Origin of the sequence: Wolbachia endosymbiont of Ceratosolen solmsi (assembly GCF_017869155.1) — a bacterium.
GTDB lineage: Bacteria > Pseudomonadota > Alphaproteobacteria > Rickettsiales > Anaplasmataceae > Wolbachia > Wolbachia pipientis.
This window is the reverse complement of sequence record NZ_CP054598.1, coordinates 750,472-772,983: the sequence shown is the minus strand read 5'-3', so window position 1 is coordinate 772,983 and position 22,512 is coordinate 750,472. Positions and strand designations below refer to the sequence as shown.

At 34.6% G+C, this 22,512-nt stretch carries 13 protein-coding genes and 3 pseudogenes; 10 read left to right on the top strand and 6 right to left on the bottom strand.

The window, feature by feature from the left end; genetic code table 11:
* Positions 1-529 precede the first annotated feature (529 nt).
* The 6 genes from HUB95_RS03750 to HUB95_RS03725 all read left to right on the top strand — a co-directional run bounded on the left by HUB95_RS03750 (position 530) and on the right by HUB95_RS03725 (position 11,278).
* Positions 530-769, top strand: coding sequence for a hypothetical protein (locus tag HUB95_RS03750; protein ID WP_209452316.1), 240 nt, complete (start codon positions 530-532; stop codon positions 767-769).
* Positions 770-939: 170 nt separating this feature from the next.
* Positions 940-1,785: a hypothetical protein gene (locus HUB95_RS03745; protein WP_209452315.1), complete on the top strand. Its 846-nt coding sequence runs from the start codon at positions 940-942 to the stop codon at positions 1,783-1,785.
* 21 nt (positions 1,786-1,806) lie between these two features.
* Positions 1,807-2,022: a hypothetical protein gene (locus HUB95_RS03740; RefSeq protein WP_209452314.1), complete on the top strand. Its 216-nt coding sequence runs from the start codon at positions 1,807-1,809 to the stop codon at positions 2,020-2,022.
* 188 nt (positions 2,023-2,210) lie between these two features.
* The gene (locus HUB95_RS03735) at positions 2,211-2,906 is read left to right on the top strand and encodes a hypothetical protein (protein WP_209452313.1); all 696 of its coding nucleotides are present in this window, start codon (positions 2,211-2,213) and stop codon (positions 2,904-2,906) included.
* On the top strand, positions 2,875-3,099 hold the full coding sequence (locus HUB95_RS03730; protein ID WP_209452312.1) for a hypothetical protein: 225 nt from the start codon (positions 2,875-2,877) through the stop codon (positions 3,097-3,099). Before HUB95_RS03735 ends, HUB95_RS03730 begins: the two co-directional genes overlap by 32 nt.
* Before the next feature lie 154 nt (positions 3,100-3,253).
* Positions 3,254-11,278: an ankyrin repeat domain-containing protein gene (locus HUB95_RS03725; RefSeq protein ID WP_209452311.1), complete on the top strand. Its 8,025-nt coding sequence runs from the start codon at positions 3,254-3,256 to the stop codon at positions 11,276-11,278.
* 5 nt (positions 11,279-11,283) lie between these two features.
* Here the strand turns inward: HUB95_RS03725 and HUB95_RS03720 are convergent.
* Positions 11,284-11,379, bottom strand: a pseudogene (locus tag HUB95_RS03720) (Rpn family recombination-promoting nuclease/putative transposase); the annotation flags it as partial.
* Between the two features lie 377 nt (positions 11,380-11,756).
* On the opposite strand from HUB95_RS03720, the gene HUB95_RS03715 reads away from it, so the two are divergent.
* Positions 11,757-12,662 (top strand): ankyrin repeat domain-containing protein, encoded by a 906-nt coding sequence (locus HUB95_RS03715; RefSeq protein WP_209452310.1) that lies wholly within the window; start codon positions 11,757-11,759, stop codon positions 12,660-12,662.
* Between the two features lie 48 nt (positions 12,663-12,710).
* On the opposite strand, the gene HUB95_RS03710 is transcribed toward HUB95_RS03715, so the two are convergent.
* Positions 12,711-13,415, bottom strand: a complete 705-nt coding sequence (locus tag HUB95_RS03710) for a pyrimidine dimer DNA glycosylase/endonuclease V (protein WP_197907345.1) — start codon at positions 13,413-13,415, stop codon at positions 12,711-12,713.
* Positions 13,416-13,435: 20 nt separating this feature from the next.
* The gene (locus tag HUB95_RS03705; RefSeq protein WP_209452309.1) at positions 13,436-14,380 is read right to left on the bottom strand and encodes an Rpn family recombination-promoting nuclease/putative transposase; all 945 of its coding nucleotides are present in this window, start codon (positions 14,378-14,380) and stop codon (positions 13,436-13,438) included.
* A gap of 621 nt (positions 14,381-15,001) precedes the next feature.
* Here HUB95_RS03705 and wmk point away from each other — a divergent pair.
* Positions 15,002-15,982, top strand: a complete 981-nt coding sequence (gene wmk / locus HUB95_RS03700; protein ID WP_141457133.1) for a WO male-killing family protein Wmk — start codon at positions 15,002-15,004, stop codon at positions 15,980-15,982.
* 8 nt (positions 15,983-15,990) lie between these two features.
* Here wmk and ligA read toward each other — a convergent pair.
* Positions 15,991-17,909: pseudogene (gene ligA, locus HUB95_RS03695) on the bottom strand (NAD-dependent DNA ligase LigA).
* Between the two features lie 201 nt (positions 17,910-18,110).
* On the opposite strand from ligA, the gene HUB95_RS03690 reads away from it, so the two are divergent.
* Positions 18,111-18,971, top strand: a complete 861-nt coding sequence (locus HUB95_RS03690) for a helix-turn-helix domain-containing protein (RefSeq protein WP_197907387.1) — start codon at positions 18,111-18,113, stop codon at positions 18,969-18,971.
* A gap of 422 nt (positions 18,972-19,393) precedes the next feature.
* Here the strand turns inward: HUB95_RS03690 and HUB95_RS03685 are convergent, their stop codons facing one another.
* Both HUB95_RS03685 and HUB95_RS06610 read right to left on the bottom strand, forming a co-directional pair.
* A complete protein-coding gene (locus HUB95_RS03685) occupies positions 19,394-20,722 on the bottom strand; it encodes an IS4-like element ISWosp9 family transposase (RefSeq protein ID WP_197907300.1) in 1,329 nt (442 codons plus the stop codon).
* A gap of 115 nt (positions 20,723-20,837) precedes the next feature.
* Positions 20,838-21,860 (bottom strand): annotated as a pseudogene (locus HUB95_RS06610) (IS3 family transposase); the annotation flags it as partial.
* 85 nt (positions 21,861-21,945) lie between these two features.
* Between HUB95_RS06610 and HUB95_RS06185 the strand changes: the two are divergent.
* Positions 21,946-22,209, top strand: coding sequence for a hypothetical protein (locus HUB95_RS06185; protein ID WP_010082214.1), 264 nt, complete (start codon positions 21,946-21,948; stop codon positions 22,207-22,209).
* Positions 22,210-22,512: the final 303 nt, after the last annotated feature.

The window sequence follows — 22,512 nt, the reverse complement described above, 5'->3', positions numbered from 1 at the left end:
CAGATATAGGAAAATACCTTTTGTCTCTAAAAAACATTGCAACCAAGTATTACAAAGATTTCAATTATTTACTTCTTCAAAGATCCCAAAAAATCGTATCTTTGTGAGAACAAGCTACGTAAAAGTAGGGTTATGAAAATAGGAACTTGCAATCTTTGCAACAAAGTCAGGGAAATTAGTTCGTATGTGGATTTAGCGAAAGTGAGCCAATGTAGCTGGTTTTGGCATATAATAAAATTATAATATAAAAAAGTTCGCACAGATCATTTGGTAGACCAACGCATCCCAAAACAAACTCTTCTCACGCTTGCTGGTTTTTGTTGCTGGAAATGGTTGAATTATTTAGGTTTTTAATAGTATATATTGCTAAATTAGTAATAATTTATTAAAAGACTTCCATCAAAAATTATTTCAAAAAAATTTTAAATTAGGGATTGACAAGTTTTAAAGATGGAGTAACATGTCCAAAATACATTAAACCTTTATGGTATGTAAGGGGTTAAAGTCTATTCATTTCAGGGGGGTAGCTATGTTGCGTTCGGATATTCCAGAAATTTTGTTTTCTTGCATTAAAGAGGATGATCCTTATAGGGCATCCAAAGTCTTTCAAATTGAACGCTGGTGCTATGCAAGTTGGCGTTTACACCAAAGAAGTGGCCGAAAAGGGCACAATTTTCTTGCACGAGTACTATCTAGTGAGGATTGCTCGAAGGAAATAGATGGTTTACATGGAGTCAAGCTTGACAGGCAAATGGTAGGTAAAAATTGATTGCACCAGATTCAGGTAATTTCTTTGATAAGTATGACATTGCTTGTAAGTGTTGCTTGGAAGAAGATATTATTGCTTTATTTGAGGAGAGAAAAAAAGGGTTGTCAGCTTAAGGCAAGAGTAGCTTACTAGAGTATAATCACTTGGTTAAGTGTTTAACAGGTAATCCTTTGATAGTTTTTTGGTCACATTTTGTCAGTGGTTACATCTCTAAATTAAATTTAAATGGTCGTCATCCATATGAGTATGGACTTAAATGTGCTATGGATCTTAAACGAGCAGAAGCAGTGGAATTTTTCTGGAATAAAATAAAGTCTCTACCTGAAGATAAATTAAGTACTCAGCAGAAAGATGAAATCTTTATGAAACATGCAGTGTATGCAGCAGGGAATCATTGTAACAGTTATCCTGAGATATTCGAGTTTTGCTTTAGTCAAATGAGTCCTGATAAATATCCAGAACTTTTAAAAAGAGATTTAGCTGAAAATCGTCATTACGGTAGTTTAAACACACTACAGGGTGCACTCCGCTTTGATCAATTTCAAGGATTGTTTGATTGCTTAAAACCATTTGATGTTCCAGAAGGTAAGTATTGTACTTGGTTGCGATTTATAGAAATAAAGAAATGTTCTGGGCATTATATAGATTCAGGTGTAAAGCTTTTTACACACATGTGGATGAAAGAAGGATTTGATAGTCATCGTACCTCAGCATTAAATGAAGAAATGATGAGCAATTCTGTCTTTCAAGGAAGGTTATTAGTGCCTCTAGTTGAGAAGGGTTGTATGGAACCAGTATGGGCAGTTTTGGATAAGGCTAATCCTGATCAGGTTAAAGAATTTATGAATACCAAACAAGCCGATCATATACGTTCCATATTAAAGGAAAGAGGAGATGAGGGTTCATTGGATAAATTCCTATCATATGGTAAGTCCGTAGATAGAGAGCTTGAGAATTTAAGTACTGATTTAACTGAAGTTAAGTTAAGTAAGGCACATAGTTTAAGTAAAAGGTAGACATATTATAAAGGGGTATTTATGCCAAACGAAGAAAGACCACAAGATTTTGAGTTAATAGAATTACTAATTCGAGAAGCAGCAGCTAGCACTTCAGTTCAGCAGAGCAGTGGGGTTGATGAATCCTTCAAGGCAAGGTTTCAGTCGTATGTTGATCAGATTCCATCTTATATGCATTCTGTAGAAAAGAAAGGGTTTTTTCTCACTTTTTCTTCGGAAGCTTTTCTACGCTGCTGAATGCAGAAATAGCAGAGAAGTTAGGCATTAAAGAGATTTCTTTTCGTTTTGACACTAAGGAAACTTTAAAGGTAGTTGTTATTAAGGATGGTGAAATTAAAAATGATAGAAGTGCCATTGATAATATCAAATTATTTTCTATTTCAGAATCAAAAGATGAGTCCAAAGGTCAATTTACTTCTTGCGAGTTGGAAGAAATATTAAAAAAGAACCTGATTTGGACAGATAAAAACACCCTGATTGGTGAAGTTGGAGCTATAAAGGATAGGATTAAGGGTAGAGATGAGATGAAACCCAGGTTAGTACGAATCTCTAAAGGGAAAAATGGTATTTTTGTTAAGACAGAAGTTCAAGAAATATCTGACTCTGCTGCTAGTCATGGCTTTCATAAAATAGAGAAAGGACTATGGAGCAAACCAGAAGATGATATAGCAAAGCTGACTGGTACTGATATGCAGAGAGTTAAAGAATCTTCTGAAAAAGTCCTTGAAAAAATTGGTAAAGTTCATTCCAAATATGAGTACTCACTTAGCTACGCTAAAGAAGCACGTGAGGCAGCACATCATGGATTTGTGGCTGGTGTTTTTATGAATTTCCGCTATAGATATAACCTTAGAGTTTACTTAGAGCAATTTGCAGGAAGAGGTTATGCGGATATTGTTTTACTAGCCCGTGGCCCTGATCGTGCGTTAGATTCCATTCCTATTATCATTGAATTAAAAGCAGGAACAGTTCGTGGTACTGCACCAGGTGATGCCCTGCAACAAGCGACGGATTATGCAAAAGGCTTTCAACCAAATGTTATGCGAGTTTTAACTACTGCAGACAATATTCTGTGTGTTGGTGTAAATCTTGATTATCGATCTCCTGTTTTCCAATATTGAAGCAAAAAGTCGTGAGGGAGAAATTGTTCCTCTTTTTCAAGATATGCTAAAATCTACTGATGACTGGGGTATGCGTAGGATTGATATAGGAGAGTTGGAAAAACAAATAAAAGATAATTTAGAACGCATTTATCATACGTTTCCTGGCACAGGAGAGAAGGGAGATAATCATTATTTCAGTAGATTTTATTAGGACAATCGTTATTGTTAAATGAAGCTTTAGGAACTGAATTTGAAAAGCATGTTTTTATTTACAGTGAAAATATACCTACTGAAGCTCATGAGTCTAGTAGACCTCAACGTCCAGCAGGTCAACAGGTCTTGATAAAAGCCATGCAGTTGTAACAATGGTGCTGATTCCAGAAGGTACCGAGAAGCTAGTTTATGTAATTAATGTTATTGAAGCTGATGGAAGAGCAGAGGTACTGAGTAAAGGAGTTCCACTTAATAACCTAAACGAGAAAATAGGAAATAGAAAAATAGCTGAGTTAAATCTTAATTTTAACATCAAACAAAAGTCAAACTTTAAAAAACATTTTAGTATAGAGGCCAATGAGCCTATTTCTTTAGAACAGTACAACAACAAAAAAGCCAATAAGTTTCAAGGTACTTTTGAGAATGTTCCTTATCCTGATCAGCTAAAAGAAACATTTGATAGAGTATTAGACTCTCAACTTACTTCTGCTCAGTCTTCATCAATAGATGAGTATAATGGGTTATTCAGAAAAATTGGAGAAGGAATGTTACCTTTTAAAACTCTCATTAACAAAGAAACTAATTTCCAGGGAGTATTGGATGGAGCGCTTAGTCATTATAGTGATCTAAGGTTACAGGAATCGCCAGAAACTAGAGCATTAGTTTTAACTGAGTTTCAAACTGGTAGAGGGAAACGTGTTGATATGCTGGTTCACGGTATTAAGTTTGCAGATCAAGGTAATGCTAAGGAATACACTCCTATAGGACTAGAGCTTAAAGGGCCAGAAGAAAAGATAAGTGCTGATAAGTTAAAAGAAAAAGCAAATAAGCAGATAATCGAGAGATATGCAAAAGGTGTAACGTATAAAACACTTACAGATGGTGATGAAGTGAAATTTATCGGTGTTGTTTTTGACAAAAAAGCTAGTAATGCAAATTCTCTTGTTTTAGCAAGTAGAACAAGCGAAGAAGGATTTATTCCTGTTAAAGTAGTTCATAGCTCGGTACTTAAATTTTCTCTAGGACCAGAAGATATTTTAGAGGATTCAATGGATCTTTTTAATCAGCGATGCAATGGAAGTAGAAAAAAACGCAATATAGGTATGGCCTGCATAGACTCACGTGATGAGGAAAGTATTGAAGAGAAAGAAAAAAAAGAACGACGTATTAAAGAATTATTTGATACTGATGAAATAAGAGAAAGAACAAAGAGCATTGAATTTTATGATCAGCTTTTTAAGGTTTCTGAGCATATATCTAAAGGCGAAGCTATAGATCAAAATATTGAAGAAGCATTTATAGCAAAGGTTAAAGATATAGATCTGAATTCAATAGATCCAGAGATTAGGGATGTTATGGAAGAGATTAAAGAAAAGATCAGTGAAAAAGAAGCAAATAAATCAGAAAAAATAAAAGATATTTTAAGAAGATCTGGAGTAGAGGAAAAGATAAGTGAAGCAGCAAAAGGTGTAGGTCTTACTTACAGAAAATTTTTAGATGAGGGAGGAAGTGAATCTCAGAATATTATCAATAAAATTAACAGTAGCCCAGAGGCCATGAGCCATCTAAACAGAGTAGGTAGAATATCTGGCTGGGCTATGGAAGGTATGATGTACAAAAATCTTATAGGTGATATCCTAAGTGGCAATTTAGAAGGAGTAGCAATTAACTTGGGTTTTATTGGAGGTAGTCACTTACTTGGTAAAGTTGCAAATACTGTAGCAATAAAAGGAGAACAATTTATTTCAGAAGGCAAGGTATTTCTTGGCAAGTCTTTAAAAGTAGCATCACCTTTCCTCGCACGGGCGACTTCTGCTTTTATCGCTTATGATTTAGCAAATCAAGTTAAGGCATTTAAATCTGGTGATAAAAATGCTATGGCTGGTATAGTAGGAGATAGTATTGCCCTTACAGTTGATGCAGCAGCAATCGGCATAGAAGTTGCTGAAGTTGCTGGAATACTAAGTGGTGTATCATCAGTCACTGGTCCTATTGGAGCTGGAATAACGGCTCTTGTATTTATTGGCACTGACATTTATTTATCCGTGAAGGCAGTTGAACAAGAAGATAAAATTATTCATTTAACAGGGTGGGAAAAATTTAAGGAAGGGTGGCGTGCATTTCTCCATATAAAGCCTGAAGAGTATATAGAAAAATTAATAAAAGAGAAGCAGGCTAATAGTCACTTGGTTGAAAATGCTGTAGGTTTCTTGAAGCAACATACTGGAATTCGGAGATATGTTTTTCCTACTGGTAAGTTGATTTTCAGAGAATTTATGTACGTAGATCGAGATAATAAAGTGCTTCTTAATGAAAAGATAGGCGATATTAAGTGGAGCAGATCAAGGCCAGATAATCCAAGAGATGGGGAGTTATTCTGCTTACCGGAAGGAGATTGGGAATCAGTTCCAAGAGGTGGAGCTTACCTTTGTGAAAATGCAATAGGCTTGTCTTACTCAACTAATAGAACAGGGGATTATACTTTAACTGATTTGGGTGAAGGTGATGATGAGGTAATCGGATTCCAGGATAGTCCTAATATTTTCCTTGCAGGAGATGGAAATAAAAATTTTACTGGAGGAAGTAAAGACGACTTCTTTATCTTGCAAGGTAATGGTTATAGTAGTGGGATTATAAATGGGGGCCGTGGGAGTGATACGTTGGACTTAACAAAGTTTGCTTTAGGTTACTCCATAAAGATTATGAGGACCTTTTTTGGGTACTTTTCTATTAGTAGTGATGGTAAAAATACTTGTTCATCTTTTAAATTAATGAACATACAAACAATTCTTGGTAGAGAAAAAGAACAGGATGAAGTACAATGTAGTAGCGATTTAAAATATGTTGATGGTGGAGGTGGAAAAGACAATAACCATCCTGACAAAATTTTCATAAATCATGTTACTGGTTCCGGTAAATTGACAATAGCAGTAAGGCCTAATACCGAGATCATAAACCGCTCTTACAACGGAAATTTTAGTTATATTCCCTTTCATGGTGAGGGAAGGGCCAACATTAATATTAATCGCCAAACAGATAAATTACAGCACAGTTTCTTATTTAATTATGCTCTTCCTGATTTAAAAAACGTTAAGGTTCATGATCTTCCGGGTAAAAATACTAACTACCCAATAAAAGATGTTAAATTTAATTTTCAGCAGAGTCCTTTAGGTGTATTTGACATAGATATTAAAAATGTTGCAAATAATGCATCTTATGTACTAACAGATGATAAAACTGAAGTTAAAATTGGAAATGGGGGTAGTTTATATCTACTACAAAACACTAATAAACCTATTGACGAAATTGTAAGAAACTATCCGGCTATAGCGAACAGGCTAAGTGCAACCGTCTTTGCAAAATTTCAAGATGAGCTTGTTGTAATCGGGCATGGAAAACATGAGGTAATGAGTAATGATCCTTTACACAAGAGTCACTTAGTCGGAAATGGTGGTGAAAATGTATATGTAATTACTCCAACTCAGAAAGAAGTGAGCATTTATGATGTTAGTAAGGAAAGTTCTATAGATACACTAGACTTAAGGAACACAGTAAAGGATATGAAAGATATACAGTTCAGTTCATTAAATGTCTCTCAAGATAAAGATGATTTGCTGATAAAATTAGAAATGGAACGATCTCCATTAAAATTTCCAATAAGGCTAAAAAATGGTGTGCAGTGGTATCAGAAACTTCATGTTGTTCTTAATATAAACATGCAACTTGAACGTAATGGTAATAATTGGATTCTAAGTCCTTTACCTTTACCTTTACCTTTAATTTTCGATGAGAATACTAAAACTATTGTTATAACAGCTAAAGATATAGAAGAAGGAAATAAATTAATTGTACATAAACAAGCAGGACATTATACCTTTTTACGTTTAAGGGATGACTTGGTAATAATTACTGATTCTAGCACAGGAGAAAACAATATTTGTACTATATTGCTGAGTAATTTCTATAGAGAACCTAAAATGGAAACATTATCTATTGAATTTAATGATACAACAATATCAATACAGGAGAAAATGAATGAAATTAACAGCAGCAAGCTGCTATTTTGTTCTAGTGCACTACAAGTAAATGAACCATTTAGCATTGACGTCCGTGAGTTATTAAATAATCATGATTGTCTCAAGTTTGATTCAGATAAGATAGCCTTTTTTAGGTCAAGTGATAATTTACTATTGTTATCAGATCAAGGAGTGTCGGTTATATTAAATTACTATTCTCATGTCCATAGGCAGTGGAATTTACCAATAGAGTTGAACAATAGTATTATAAAACCAGAGGAATTTAGAGAAAAAGCAGATGACCCTAGTTCTTTTAGGTATTACCTGCCAGGGGAAGAAGGTTTAAAAATTTATCATAATCAACCTACTGATAAATATCAAGTTGGTTTAGTAGATTTAAAGAATAGGTCTATACTAGATTGTGATATGAGAATCGTTGATAAGAATTTAATTTTATCATCTGGAAATAATACTATTGTAAAAGTGGAAAATTGGGTTACTGGCCAAAAGATAATGTTCGCTTTTAACGATGCTATAGTTTTTAACCCAAAATGTATATTTGTTGCTTGCAATCAAGAAGACATTATAGAAGAATTTAATCAAGAAAAAAATAGAGTAAGTAGTATACCTCAAATAGCTGCACTTGTTTCGGGATTACCTTTAGATGAGGCTGTTGAGAAAGATAATTTAGATTCAGTCAATACACTACACCATGCTGTTATTACAAATAATTACGCAATGGCACAACTTCTTATTAGTGAAGGTACGGATATTGAAGCTAGAGATAATGATGGTAAGACTCCTTTAAGTCGTGCTGTTAGTCTTGATAAGCCTAATATGGTTCAACTTCTTCTCAATAAAGGTGCAGATATTGAGGCTAAAGATAATGATGGCAGGACTCCTTTGCAGCATGCTGTTAGTCTTGATAAGCCTGATATGGTTCAACTTCTTCTCAATAAAGGTGCAGACATTGAAGCTGAAGATAATGATGGTAGGACTCCTTTAAGTCGTGCTGTTACTTTGGGTAATTTGAACATGGTACAACTTCTTCTTAATAAAGGAGCCTACATTTATTCTAAAGACGGTAATGGTAAGACAATTTTTGAAATAGCACATGAATGTCATAAAGCAGAAATAGTGAATTATCTCATAACAAAACAGGATAAGTATGGTAACACAATACTGCATTATGCTGCTGAAGAAGGTAATTTAAATTTGGTCGAATTGCTTTTAGATAATAATACTCATATTAGCGTTAAAAACAGTGACGGTTGGATACCTTTGCACTTGGCTGTTAAGGAGGGTAAATTAGATGTAGTTGAGCTGCTTATGAGAAAAGGAGCTAATATTGATGCTAAAGATAACAATAACCAAACTCCTTTGCACATTGCTGTTCAAGTAGGCAATTTCGATACTATTAGCCTCATTGTGGATAAAATTGAAAGCATAAAGTTTCTTATAAATGAAAAAGATGAGTTCGGTTATACACCGCTGCAATATGCTGCTAAAAATGGTAAGTGGGATATAGTTAACCTTTTCCTTGACAAAACTGCTGAAAGGGGTCCAGATGATGTTACAAATAAAGATCAACTATCAAAAAGTTGGACTACTGTACACTATGCTGTTTATAATGGTGACTTGCATTTAATTAAAGATATATTTCAATTTCTTCAAGATAAAGATGCTATCGTTAATACTAAAGATAGTAGTGATTGGACACCTTTACACTATGCTGTATACTACAATGCCCTTGATACAGTGAAATTTCTTGTAAGTAAAGGTGCTGATATTGAGTCTAGAGACAGAGACGGTAAAACACCTTTAGATATTTCTATTGATCGAAAATATGATGGTGTTGTACAATATTTAAAACAAGTGCAATTAAATGAACAACTGTTGAAAGCAGTACAAGTTGGTGATCGTAATGAAGTTAAAGCTTTGATTAGCAGGAAAGCTGACGTTAGTGCTAAAGATAAGGATGGTAAGACTCCTCTACATTATGCTTCTTGGCTTGATTCTTCAAATATGGTAAAGGATCTTATAAGGGAAGGTGCTAACATTGATGCTAAAGATAACAATGGTAAAACTCCTCTAGAGGACACAGGATTTAATGCAGGCGTAAAAAGAATTTTAATGCAGGCACACTTAGATAAAGAGTTATTAATCACTGTACAAGGTAATGATCTTGAGAAAATTAAAAGCCTTGTTGCTCAGGATGTGAGCAAAGATAGTCATGGCGCGTATTATTATGCTTGGAGTGGTAACTTGGACACAGTAAAGTTTCTTGTTGAAGGAGATGTGAATGTTAATGCTACTGATAAATATGATTGTACATTGCTACATTGGGCTGCATTGAAAGGTCATTTAGAGGTTGCTAAGTTTTTGGTTAATAAAAGAGCTAATGTTAATGCTGAAGATATTTTTGGCAGAAGTCCTATGCACTTTGCTGTTATGAATAATCACATAGGTGTACTACGGTATCTAGTAACTAATCAAGCTAACATTGATGCTAAAGATAACAATGGTAAAACACCTTTAGAGGTAGCAAGAGAGTATTTTAAATTAGAAGCAGCTGGAATCCTTTCTATAAATAATGATATTAAGGAAGGTAAGTTGGATGAAGTCAAGCACTTTCTTGCTAATAATGCTAGCAGAAGTGATACTGATGCTAAAGACAAAGATAAATGGTCGAAAGATTGGAATCTTTTACACTACGCTGTCTACAATGGTAACTTAAATTTATTCAAAGGTGTGTTCGAACTACTTTTGGAAAAGAGTGGTAGCATTAATGCTGGAGATCAGTACGGTTGGACGCCTCTACACTATGCTGTCTATTACAATGAACCTGATATTGTCAGTTTTCTTGTAGATAAAAAGGCAGACATTGATGCTCAAGCAAAAGATCACAAAACACCTCTACATGTTGCTGCTCAGTACAATAGCGGATCTGAAATAACTGGGCTTCTTCTTGATAAAGATGCTAACATTGAGGCCACAGTAAATAATGGTTTTACTGTTTTACATGAGGCTGTTTACTATAATAAACTTGGTATAGTTGAATTTCTTGTTCAGAGAGATGCTGACATTAATGCTAAAAATGGTAAGGGTGAAACACCTCTAGAGGTAGCAAATAGGTTGGGTAGATCAGAAATAGCAAACTTTTTAAGAGGGAAACAAAACGAGAAGCCTGTACAACGTAAGCGTCGTCATCACCATGGAGACCACCCTCGTCACTACGATCGCTCATCGCGTAAGCTTCCTGCTACAGATTTAAGTAATCAACCTGAGGTAGCAGCTAGACAAGATGTACCAGAAAATTCATTACAAAATGATGAGACAGGCTATAACAAAGGGGGAGCTACAAGTGGAGCAAGTAAGCCATCTTCATGGATAAATGTTGCTGCTCATGCTGTTGCAGATACTGTTATGGGTGTTTTTCAGTTTATCTCTTCTCCTTTTAAGTCAGCTATAGATATGGAGCATTCTCAACCTTCTAAAGCTATAACAACTCAAGGTACTGATGTAAATAGCACGCTTTTTCTGTTGGATGTATTCATAAGAAAAATTACAGGACAAAAATACATTTCTACAGTGGACCAGCCTACAATATCCTTACCAGAAGCGGAGTACTATGCATCAGATATTATAAATGAATTTGAACAAGTATTGAAGAAAACAGCAGTTGAATCAGGAATATCAGTAACAAATTTAAATTTTGATCCTATAAAACCACAATCAGATATAGTTGGACAACTAATAAATGGGAATTTTTCTGAAATATCGAAAACCTTGTATTCGTCTGCAAAACAAGCGTGCCCAGAGTTTAAGCAAACCAAGAAATTTCTGGAACGTATGAAAAGCCATATAGAAGAGCTTTTAGACAAGAAAGAACTTGTACTGACAAAACAGCAAATGGAGCAATCCTCTAAGGCTTCAGACCAGCATGCATCTGGTGCAACAGAGCTATCTAAAAAGCCTTTCTTAAAAGGTACATCAGTGGCTAAAGGACTGGAATTATGTAGCGGTGGTGCTAGTTTTGTAGCTAATAATCCTACAGGAAGTCAGTTACCAGGAGCTACTAGCGGAACAGACGGTAAGCCCGAATCTTATTTAAGTGGTGTAACAGTAGATAATCAACTAGAGAGGTCACAACGACGTTAGGCTATTTATTCCTGAAGTTGTGCAATTTCATCAAGGGAAAGGTCAGTTATTTCAGCTATAACATCTATAGAGACACCGGCCTTAAGTGAATTTTTAGCCACTACACCGTCCACGGATTGTGAGAATGAATAAAGAACACACGATAAAGACTTTCATCAAAAATTATTCCAAAAAAAATTTCTAAATAGTGGTTGACAAGTTTTAAAAATGGAGTACTATGCCTGAAACACATTGGATTGCTAATTTTTATGGTATGTAAGTGTGTAATAGCTAAGGTAGTTTTACGTTTATTAGTGAGCTATGTTATGTGAAGGCGTTCCAGAATTCTTATTTGAGGGGAGATGGTACTTTCTGTGTTGCTTGAAAGAGCATATTGTTGTTTTACTTGAGGAAAGAAAAAAGCCTAGGGTAAGAGTAGCTTGCTAGAGTGTAATTACTTAGTTAAGTTAGGTAAGTTTTTGTAAATGTGGAGGAACAAATGACTTTAAATAATGATAGTTTATTAATTGGTGCTGCAGAAGCAGGATACCTTAGTGAGGTTAGAGAACTTCTTAAGAAGGGGGCTGATATTGAAACTAAAGGTATTGATGGTTACACACCTTTGCACTTGGCTGTTAAAAATGGTCATTTAGAGGTAGTAAAAAAGCTTATAGAGAAAGGGGCTAAGGTTAATGAGCAGAACAAGGAAGGCAGTACCCCTCTACACTTAGCTGTTGAAAATGGTCACTTAGCGGTAGCAGAAAAGCTTATAGCGAGGTATGCTGACATTATAATTAAAACTGATGATGATTATGTACCTTTAGACAAGGCAAGGGAAAACAAACAATCAGAAATGGTTAAGTTTTTAGAGAAAAAAGCAGAAAGAGGAAAAAGTATAGATCCTATAAGGCGTAGGCGTCATAAACAACACCACAGAGAGCAGTTACAAGAGGAACGTACTAGCTACCTTGAATCAAAGGATGCTCTTCGTAGTATTGAAAATGATAATTCTGCAATAGAAGACAATAAGCAAGCCACAAGTGGAGCAAGTAAGCCATCTTCATTGATGGGCAGTATTGTTAAGTGGATTAAGAATTCTACAGAATCTCCAGCTCTACTTACTTCTGGAGAACGTAATAATCATACCGTTACAACTGTACCGGAAGTAAACGCTACTCTAGTGAATAACACAATAATGTTAGCCATTTTAGCTGCTGGTCGGTATAGGCAGCCAATTCATGAAAACCTCTTGTCACCAAGAGAGCAATCGATGAGATTAAATAATATAGATGAGGACGTGATTAGAGCTATGCAGGAGAGTGAAGAAATTGGAGATCCTGATACTAAGATGGATGAAGTGAAAATTAGTGGTAATAAGACTGGGATGTGGAAAGGAGGTAAATAGTTAATATGCCTCTTACGGAGATAAACAAAGTTAGAGGTTTATGATTATTTAGTTCCCTAACTTTTGAATTTCATCTAAAGAAAGGCCGATCATTTTAGCTATAACATCTATAGAGACACCGGCCTTAAGTGAATTCTTTGCAACTTCGATTTTCTCTGCTTTTCTGCCTTCGGCTCTGCCTTTTTCATGTCCGATTTGGATGGCTTCTCTATTTATGAGCTGTATTAGCTGTGGTGTTGTGTAGCAGATTATCCAATCTGGTGCTTCTCTGCCATTTTCCCACTTAGCAAATCTCATCTTTTCCTTGAGATAATATCTCCTATAAGCTTCCACAGCACTGCTGCATTTATACTGATCCGGCAGTGCTTGTATAAAAGCTTGCATATCAGTTGATCGAAAAATGAGTAAATCCTTATTACTATCACACCAATTTATTACTTCCTCTGATTTATGCTTCCTTTTGTATCGCTGTGTATACTCTTTACACAATTCTTTTCCATACTCTATCAACCAACAAAAGTTTCCTTTCGATTGCCTAGCCCACAAAGAACAAGGATGATTGCTGTGAGTGAGTTTATATGGAACTTCTATATCCTGATCTATGACACTAACAAAAGGATTTGGCGCTTTTAATGCTATTGAAAAAACATTACTTAATAACTGAGCAGTTTCTAATGGCATTTTTACTATATGCTTATCACATAACATTTTTGCCGCAATCTCTGGGTTTTCATCTAATACAAAGATGTTCATCTAAACATCCAAAGATAGAATCAGCTTAAGTCTTTAATTTCATTAACTGTAAGACCAGTAGTTTGAGCTATAATATCAATAGAAACACCTGCTTTTAGTAGATTCTTTGCGACTGTTATCTTAGCTTGTTTTTCACCTTCTTCTCTTCCCCTCTCTGCGCCAATTTTAATGCCTTCCTCCTTGCCTTCCTCTCTGCCTTTTTGATGTCCGATTAGGATGCCTTTTTCAGTAGCATCATCAAGTTTTTGAGCGAGGACAGCCTGTTCATCAAGAATACGTTTTATTTCCTGTTCATAGGCAATAAATTCTTTTTTTGACCAGTTAAATCTATTTAGTTCTTCATAGGCCTTTTTAATTATTACATCACTACCTATTATTTTTTCCAGCTCTTCTTCACTAGTCTCATCTGCATATTTAAAGAAGTAGATCCATTTTTCAACTATATTTGAAAGCTGATCCTCTTTGGTTTTTGGAAATTTTGGCAATTCAATAAATATGAAGTAAAAATCTTTTAGATCGTGTTCATTAGTATCTTCATCCCGAATAGTATGCTTTGATTTATACTCAGACTTGTCCGGAAACAGGATACAATCTGCTATAGCAATGAAGATAATTTCCTTAAGGTCTTGGTATTGATCACCTTTATCGGCTTGTCTTGAATACGCTTTAGCTGCATAGTATTGGGCACGTTTTTCAAAGCCTTTAGTTTTAGCAACCTGCATCTCGACGATCACTTGCACCCCATCTTCATCTCTACAGAGAACGTCAACAATACTTTGCTTTTTAGCAGCAATATCAGGGTCTTGAATAGTACTTAGAAACTCTATATCCTTTATTGCACTTTTGTCAGTGAAGCCAAGGATATCATTGAGGAAGTGAATAAGAATATCTTTATTTTTTTCAGTACCGAAGATACGGCGAAAAGATATATCATTTTTGGGGTCGAGAAACTTCGAAAGAGCCATGAGAAAAAAACCTAAAAAGCATTAATAATTATACACAATTGTGAAGAAATGTTCAAGTTTTTTATTTTTTTAAGTTTTGAATGCGTTGATGAAAAAAATGTCTCCCATAGATGGCTTTATAATGCTACTACGCATCTTAGACGTCCTTTTGTACATCTTTTTATAACTCCATCATAAAGTGCCTTTAAAGCCCAGGAAATGAATTCATGAATTTAGTAGCTATAAAAAACTTCAAAAATACCTATCTTGGGTGTGAGAGGCTAATTTCCTAATAAAAATACGAGCGTAAAAACTCAATTACCTAACACCGTGAGATTAACCTCCCACACCCTTATTATAAATAACTCAAAAATAGTATTCAATAATTTTTAGTGGAAAATTTTACAATTGAAGTTATATCTGAGTAAGTATGAATACAAAAAAAGTAGTAATGTACACTGGCAAACGAGGAAGCAGACAGGCTTGCCAGAAAGGAAACTAAAAAGCTGAAATACAAAAACTACCAAAGCTGCAGCGAGTACAAAGAAATTAATGTTTTTATTCAGATACAAATTTGTGTAAGCGCTTACAATGAGGTATATATGGTTGTTTCCGTGAAAGAAGTGATCGTTAGCAGCTGTAATGATAGCAAAGCATATTAATCCTGTAAGATACAAAATAGCGCAAAAAATAAGAAGCTGGAGGCTAAAGCGAGGATATACCCTAAAAGATCTAGCAGACAAAACAGGTATAAACTATCATACGCTGCGAAGATATGAACAAGGGATATGTGGCATTCCAGATGAAGAATTACAAGTTATAGCAGATGCATTATCAGTTAGTTTGAGTGATCTACTTCCTAGACAAAAAGTACTCAAAGAAAATAGTTGTTTTGATAAAAGTAAGATCCAATGGATGTACGATTTCATAGGAAAATACACAAAAACAAGGGGGCGAGAATCACGTAAAGCGATTTATGCATTAACCAAATCTATTCGAGCTGAAGAGGAAAGTGATGTAAAAGCAGCAAGAGTAAGAATGGCGGAGAATATGCTGGAGGCAGGATTTGCTACTGATATAATCTACCGAGCAACAGGCTTATCAACTGATGAATATGATAATGAAGAGGAAAAAGGTTCTAAGCGTCGAAGCAAAAGACAAGAGATGAAAAAGTGGAGAATAATACAAGGGTGTACGCAAGAGGAATTAGCAAAAGAGCTTGGTGTAGGAGGTCCACAGGTACATTACTATGAACAAGGGAGCACCATGTTCGGTGAAAGGTTATGGGAAATAGCGAGAAAATTGTCAGTGGATGCTAAGGATCTGGTGCTTAAATCAACGGAAGAAGACTGCTGTGAAGACGAAGATGGTGAAGGAGAAAAAGAACTATTAAGTTGGGTGAGAGAGTCTAAAAAAATTAGCAATCAAGAATCACGAGATGAACTGGATACATGGGTAGAATTTTTATCCCAAAGAAGGCAAATTTACAAAGAAAAGATTGATAAAGTAGAGTCAATCAAGGTTGCGAATAATCTACTTATACTAGGTGTTTCTATTGATGATATTTCTCAAATAACTAGCTTGACTGCAGAGGAACTTGAAACCCCAAATAGGCATCTATAGCAGAAACTTCATATAGACTTTTGGAGAAAGGTTACAAATTCCTCCTCGGTTAAAATTTTAATACCCAGCTTTTTAGCCTTTTCGAGCTTTGACCCAGGTTTTTCGCCGACAACCAAGAAGTCCGTTTTAGGCGATACACTTGAACTCATAATTGTGCCTAAAGATTCCATTAGTGCTTGCGCTTCATTTCTCTCCATTTTTGAAAGTTTTCCAGTAAAAACTACTGTTTTGCCATTAAAAATGGAATTGCTAGTATTAGCAACCACAGGCAGAATATTTAACTGAGCAGCAAGGTCATTTACCATTTCAACATTATCCTTTTCAGAGAAGAAAGATATTAATGAATCTATAATCTTTTCTCCTACACCTATTATGCTCATTAATTCTTCTTCATCAGCAGAATACCAATTTTCATATGAGCCATAATGTTTTGCTAGTAATTTTGCTACATGTGGTCCGACGTATCGAATCCCTAGAGAAGATATAAATCTGTCAAGGGTTATGGTTTTTCTACTATTGACAGAATTCAATAAATTAGATATTAATTTTTCACCCCACCCTTCTTGTTCACTTAAGTTGAAATTTTTTAGTTTTTCTTCCAGAGTAAAAATATCAGGGATCTGTTTTACTAAACCAAGATTATAGAGAGATTCCAGTTGTTTGTCACCAAAGCCAGTAATGTCAAAAGCATCATTGGAAACAAAATATTTTAACCTTTCTATGATTTGAGCTTTACAGGTAACCCCTGAACATCTTATTGCTGCTCCTTCAATCTGTACTTCACTTCCACATTCTGGACAGGTATTCGGAAATATAAACTTTGGTGCATTCGGAGAACGAGCATTTTTGTCCACTTCTACAATCTTTGGAATGACGTCGCCTGCTCGCTGCACTACCACGACATCTCCTTCTCTTACGTCCTTGCGCTCTATTTCATCTTGATTATACAGGTTTGCTCTAGTAACAACCACCCCACCTATGTTTATTGGCACTAATTGAGCAATTGGAGTCAATTGGCCTGTTCTGCCGACTTGTACTAATATCTTTTCTATTTTAGTTTTTCCATAAGCTGCAGGAAATTTGTGTGCTATAGCTCCTCTTGGTGCTTTATTGGTACTACCTAGACGATCTTGCAACTCTAAGTTGTTGATTTTATAGACTACCCCATCAATATCATAACCTAATTCATGACGATTATCATAAATCCTGTTATAAAACTTCAGCATCTCGTCCACATTTTTTGCTAAGCATTGATGTTCATTTACACAGAATCCAAGTTCCTTCAACTTGTTTAATACTTCAAATTGAGTTTTTCTGCTCCACCAATTAAAGAATAGGCAAAGTACCTGAGCGGTCTACTGGCGGTAACTTCTGGGTCCAATTGTCTTAGTGAACCGGATGCCGTATTGCGCGGATTTGAAAATTGGTTATCCTTATTTAATTTTAAAAAATCGTCATTTCTTATGTATATTTCCCCTCTCACCTCCAATCTACCATTTATACCAGGTAAAGCTTGAGGAAAACCCTTTATGGTTTTTGTGTTATCAGTGACATCTTCGCCTAAATTACCATCACCGCGCGTTGCAGCTTTAACGAGTAAGCCATTTTCATAAATTGCAGTGAAACTTAAGCCATCAATTTTCAGCTCGCACATTATCTCCAGCTCATCTGTATTTAGGAGTTCTCTGGACTTAGCAATAAATTCTTCAATGTCTTCTTGGCTGTAAACTTTGTTTAACGAGAGCATAGGCACAATATGCTGTACCTTGGAAAACCTATCGTCAGGCGCAGTACCAATGGTTTGAATATCTACTTTTTTTACCAGTTCATCATATTCTGCATCGGTTATTTCTGGCCTATTTTTCCGATAGTACAACTCGTTGTGACGCTTTATTTCTTCTTGTAATTTTAATGTATTTTCACTCATACAATTTACCTCAACCACTGTTTCAGTATACAGCGTCAATTGTAAATAAATTATTGACCGTTGTATTCGTTTAGATGGTATTCTACAAAGAAGCCACTAGCTTTGCTACTGTTTTTTATATTTAATATACAATATTTAAATAGAAATAGAAAAATATTTAATTAGTAGAGATTTCTGCTCGCTTCTAGCCTTAGCTACATTGTGAGATATCAATTTCCTGAAGTTTATGCCTATTATTTTGGCAGAAGTAGTAAAACTTTAATCAAACTCAATAATACTGTATTATATGTTTGTTCTGCAATTGTGCAAAAAATGACCACTACCAGAGAGAAAATTGCTATCGACTCTTTAAGCTACCAAGTAGTTCAAAAGATAAAAGAGTTGAGGTTATTAAGGGGATATTCTCAAGCGAAGTTAGCAAAGGAAACTGGTATATCAACGTCACAAATACGAAGATATGAACAAAGGATAGATGCTGTTTCACCTGAAAATGCAGAAAAGATGCTAAAAGTATTATCGGCTAGTTTTAAAGATATATTTCCTACAACAGGTTATGTTAGTTACAAGGAAGAAAAGATGCTGAGTATACTGCAAAATTTAAAAAAAATTAAGGACCAAGAATTTCGCAGTGCATTTTGTGTATTAGTAAAACTTTTGTCAGGGGAAATTCAAATTGGCAAGAGTATAATAGGTACAAAGTCTATAAAGCACAAAATTGGACAAATGGCAAAAGATTGGAGGTTCGTAAGAGGATGTACTCAGTTGGAGTTAGCGAATAAAATCGGATTATCACAACAGCAAATACACAGATATGAACAAGGTGTAGATTGCATGTCATTTAAAAAGCTATCTGAAGCAGAAAAAGCATTAGTGAATGCTAGAGTTTTATTCTGTGGACCAACAGAAGAAAATTATTACGAAGATGAAGATAGTGAAGGAGAAATGAAAATATTAAATATAATGAAAGAATGTCAAAAAATTGAAGATCAAAGATTACAGGATTTATTGAGTTCATTTTTATCAGAGGTAGTAAAAATTAGCGAAGAGAAGCAGAATCAATAAAACTTATTTTTATAGAAAAGGTATATCTTTATGGACATTTGTATATTTAACAAAAATTTTACATGTTTTAAATTTAAAGGAGGGTGAAGGTGAGAAAACTACAGAAAATAATAAGAGTTATAAAAGGTATCTCTATAGAGCGATACGTTATTTTGTGAACCCGAATTATACAAGGCTGTTTCAAGCAAAGATTTAGGTAAAATAAAGTCGTTACTAAAAAAAAGGTGCTGATTCTAATGAATGCAGTAGCAATGGCTCTGCACAAATGTTGGCTGTTGTAAAACTGTTCATAAAGGATAAAAAGGGTTCAGCAGCGAAAGAGAAACAAGTTGTATGACATGGATGTAATTCAGGAAGCCAACAACAATGGGAAATTTTCGGAGCTACCGCCCTCTTCGGGAGTGTTAAATAAACCATACGCGTCAAGTTAAGGAATGTAGAGAGCTTAAAGTAGATACCCTGGTCTTCCTATATCTGTCTTTCAAAGAAAACTTTGACCAGATTATAGTAAGCTTTTTTAGAAAAATTTTTAAATTATTGACAATATTGTTTAATATCAAAAAGAGCTCTCTAACCCGCCTTTTCAATTCAATAAATGCCTTTGTTAAACTGAGCTCCGTGTTCTTTTTTAGTTTTACACAGCCAATCATTCCGTGAAATACGAGAATAGCACATAATTTTGCGTATAGCTCGCACAATACTCTAAATGGATTTGTCTTTCCTTTTAGTTTATCAAGATTGATATGACTTTTATATAGTTTAAATAGTAATTCGATTTGCCATCTTACTCTATAAACCGTCAATATTTGTTCAGCATTAATTTTACTCTCTGGAACATTAGTTATAAATATTGACCAATCTAATAACTTTTGATTCTTTTGAGAAGATGTATATCCATGTGACTTTGCTAATTTATTAGCCTTTCTTCTTCTAGCCATAGACTGTTCTTCAGTTAGCTTTTGACATATAATTCTTACCTTAATTTTTACTTCCTTTCCTAATAATACTTCTTTTTCTGAAGATAATTGACCTTCCAAATACTCCAATAGCTCTATTTTTTGATTTGTTTCTATATCATATATATTGGTATCAGACTTATAACGACTAACAAAATATGCACCTGCTTCATCAATCTGTTTAAAAGAACTAGGCACAAAGTAGCCCAAGTCAAATATTAGCAAATCATTGGCTGATAAACCGTTCAGATAATCCCTATAACCTTGATCCGACCTTATTCCTTCCATAAAATTTAACTTATCTAGCGCTTGATTCAGGTAATCAAAGACTAACTGTAGCTTTATTCCTGATTTGGTATTATTCTCACAATCTCTATAGCTACTGCCATATCCTTTGTACATATCTTCTATGCTACTGGGCAGGCTAATGTAGCTGCTATCCAATAATTTAACGCTTCCAAATTGCTGTAAAATTTTGCAATCAATCTGTAGACTTTTTTTAAATAAACACAAAGCTTCGTTATACATTTTTTTCATGAACTCAACTGCTTCTTCACTAAACCTAAAATCTAAACCCTGTTTTGTAATTTCTATCGAGTCTTCATTTAGCAATTGGCACATTGTTTCTATGCTGCAATCATCAACTCCTATGTTACCAAAAACCATAGCTTTTATGAATGATGAGCCATTAAGTTTTCTCTTTCTTTTTATAAAACCTACTGCAATTGATATTTCGTCTGCTTTTTCATTAAAGAATTCATTGAGGTCTTTTGATAAGCAAGCTATTCTGTCCATTGTAAGTTCTCTCATTCATATATCCAAGAGAATTTATACTTTATTATTTTCCTTCACTCTATCAACTTTACTTACACTTTTCCTTAACTTGACGCGTATGGTTTATTTAACACTCCCAAAAAATTTCTATATATTCAAATATAGCAGTTTTGATATGCTGTTTAGAGTGCCGAGAGGTGTCTATTGGTAACTCCCTTTTTAGAGAACTAAAGAAGCTTTCCACAACAGAATTGTTGTAACAACAACCTTTATGACTCATCTATATTCTTTACAGCTAAGAGATATTGATAACCTTGCGAAGTATATTGTGAACCTTTATCACTATGTAATAGTAGATTTTTGGCAGGTTTACGCTTGTTAACGTCCATTAATAAAGAGTCCATAACCAATTTATTGAACTGCTCATTAACTACCATGCGTAAATATAGATCGATTATTGTTGCCAAATATAGCCATCCTTCTTTGGTTTTTATATAAGTAATCCCATACTTTATTTGGTTGATCGACAATAAAGTTTTGGTCTAATATATTGGGAGCTACTGTCCGTTTGTTGTTTCTTAATTTTAAATTTTCTTCTCAATATAGCCTGAATACCATTTTTCTGCATAATACTTTGCACTGTTTTTAAGTTGCAACTTTTACCCAAAGCCTTTAATTCAGAATGAATTTTAGGAGCTCCATATCTACATTTAGAAGCTTGATATATTTTTTGAATATCTGCTAATGACTCTTTATTTGCTGATTCTCTACTGCTTATTTTCCTTGTAGTCCACTTATAGTAGCCACTAGCAGAAAACCCTACATAATTCCTGCACTTTATAGTGTTTACTATGCTCTTTTATGAAAAAATATTTTACTCTTTTTGACTGGCCAGGGCTTTTTTTAAAATGTCTCTTTCTCTTGTTACTTTTGCTAACTCTTTCTGTAAATCAAATCTCTCTTTGTCATAAGGTGCTACATCTGGAAATGCATTTGCCGCTGACTTTTTTTCGTTATATTTCTTCATCCATTTTCCTAATACACTATCCCTTATTCCTAGATCTCTTGCTACTTTTGCAACTGGTTGACCTACCTTTCTTTGTTCATTTGTCAGCTTAACAGCTTCCAATTTGAATTCTGCCTTATATTCTCTTGCCATTTCTAATCCTCCAAAATTTTATTTTACCCGAAAAAACTCCTTTCTTTCTCTCCACTTTTTCTGGGTAAGGTCAGTATGGGAAAAGGTGAAAGATGTACTAAAAAACCCAGAGATGATAAAAAAGGAATACCAACGTAGAGTATTAGAAAATAAAAATGATGAATCATCAGAGAAAAAGTTTGCAAGAAGAGAAAATCAAATAAAAGAAGGTATCGAAAAATTAATGGAAGATTATTATAGTCAAGAAAATGCAGGAGAGAAAGGATATATAAGCGAGGAAGAATTTAAACAGACAATGAGAAAAATGAAAGAACGCTTACAAGGGATAGAAGAAGAGAAAAAAAGGTAGTTGATCAGAAGGCAGTAGAAAAAGGAATAAGTCTTATTATAAATAGCATAAAGAATTTTTATTCTAGTGTAAAATCGAACCTGGAACAGCTAGATTGGCAAACTAAGCGCGGCATTATTAAAGCATTAATAGGACAAATTAACATTGGTTGTGATCAGGTAGAAGTAGGATTTCAGATCGAAGAACCAGCACAGGATGGGGGAATTCTTAATTTGTATCATTGTACTACACATCATAATAAGGGGGTTGGCGAAGGGTGTCAAGCAAGTTTTTTCGTTTCTATAAATCTGGATTTCAGCGTTA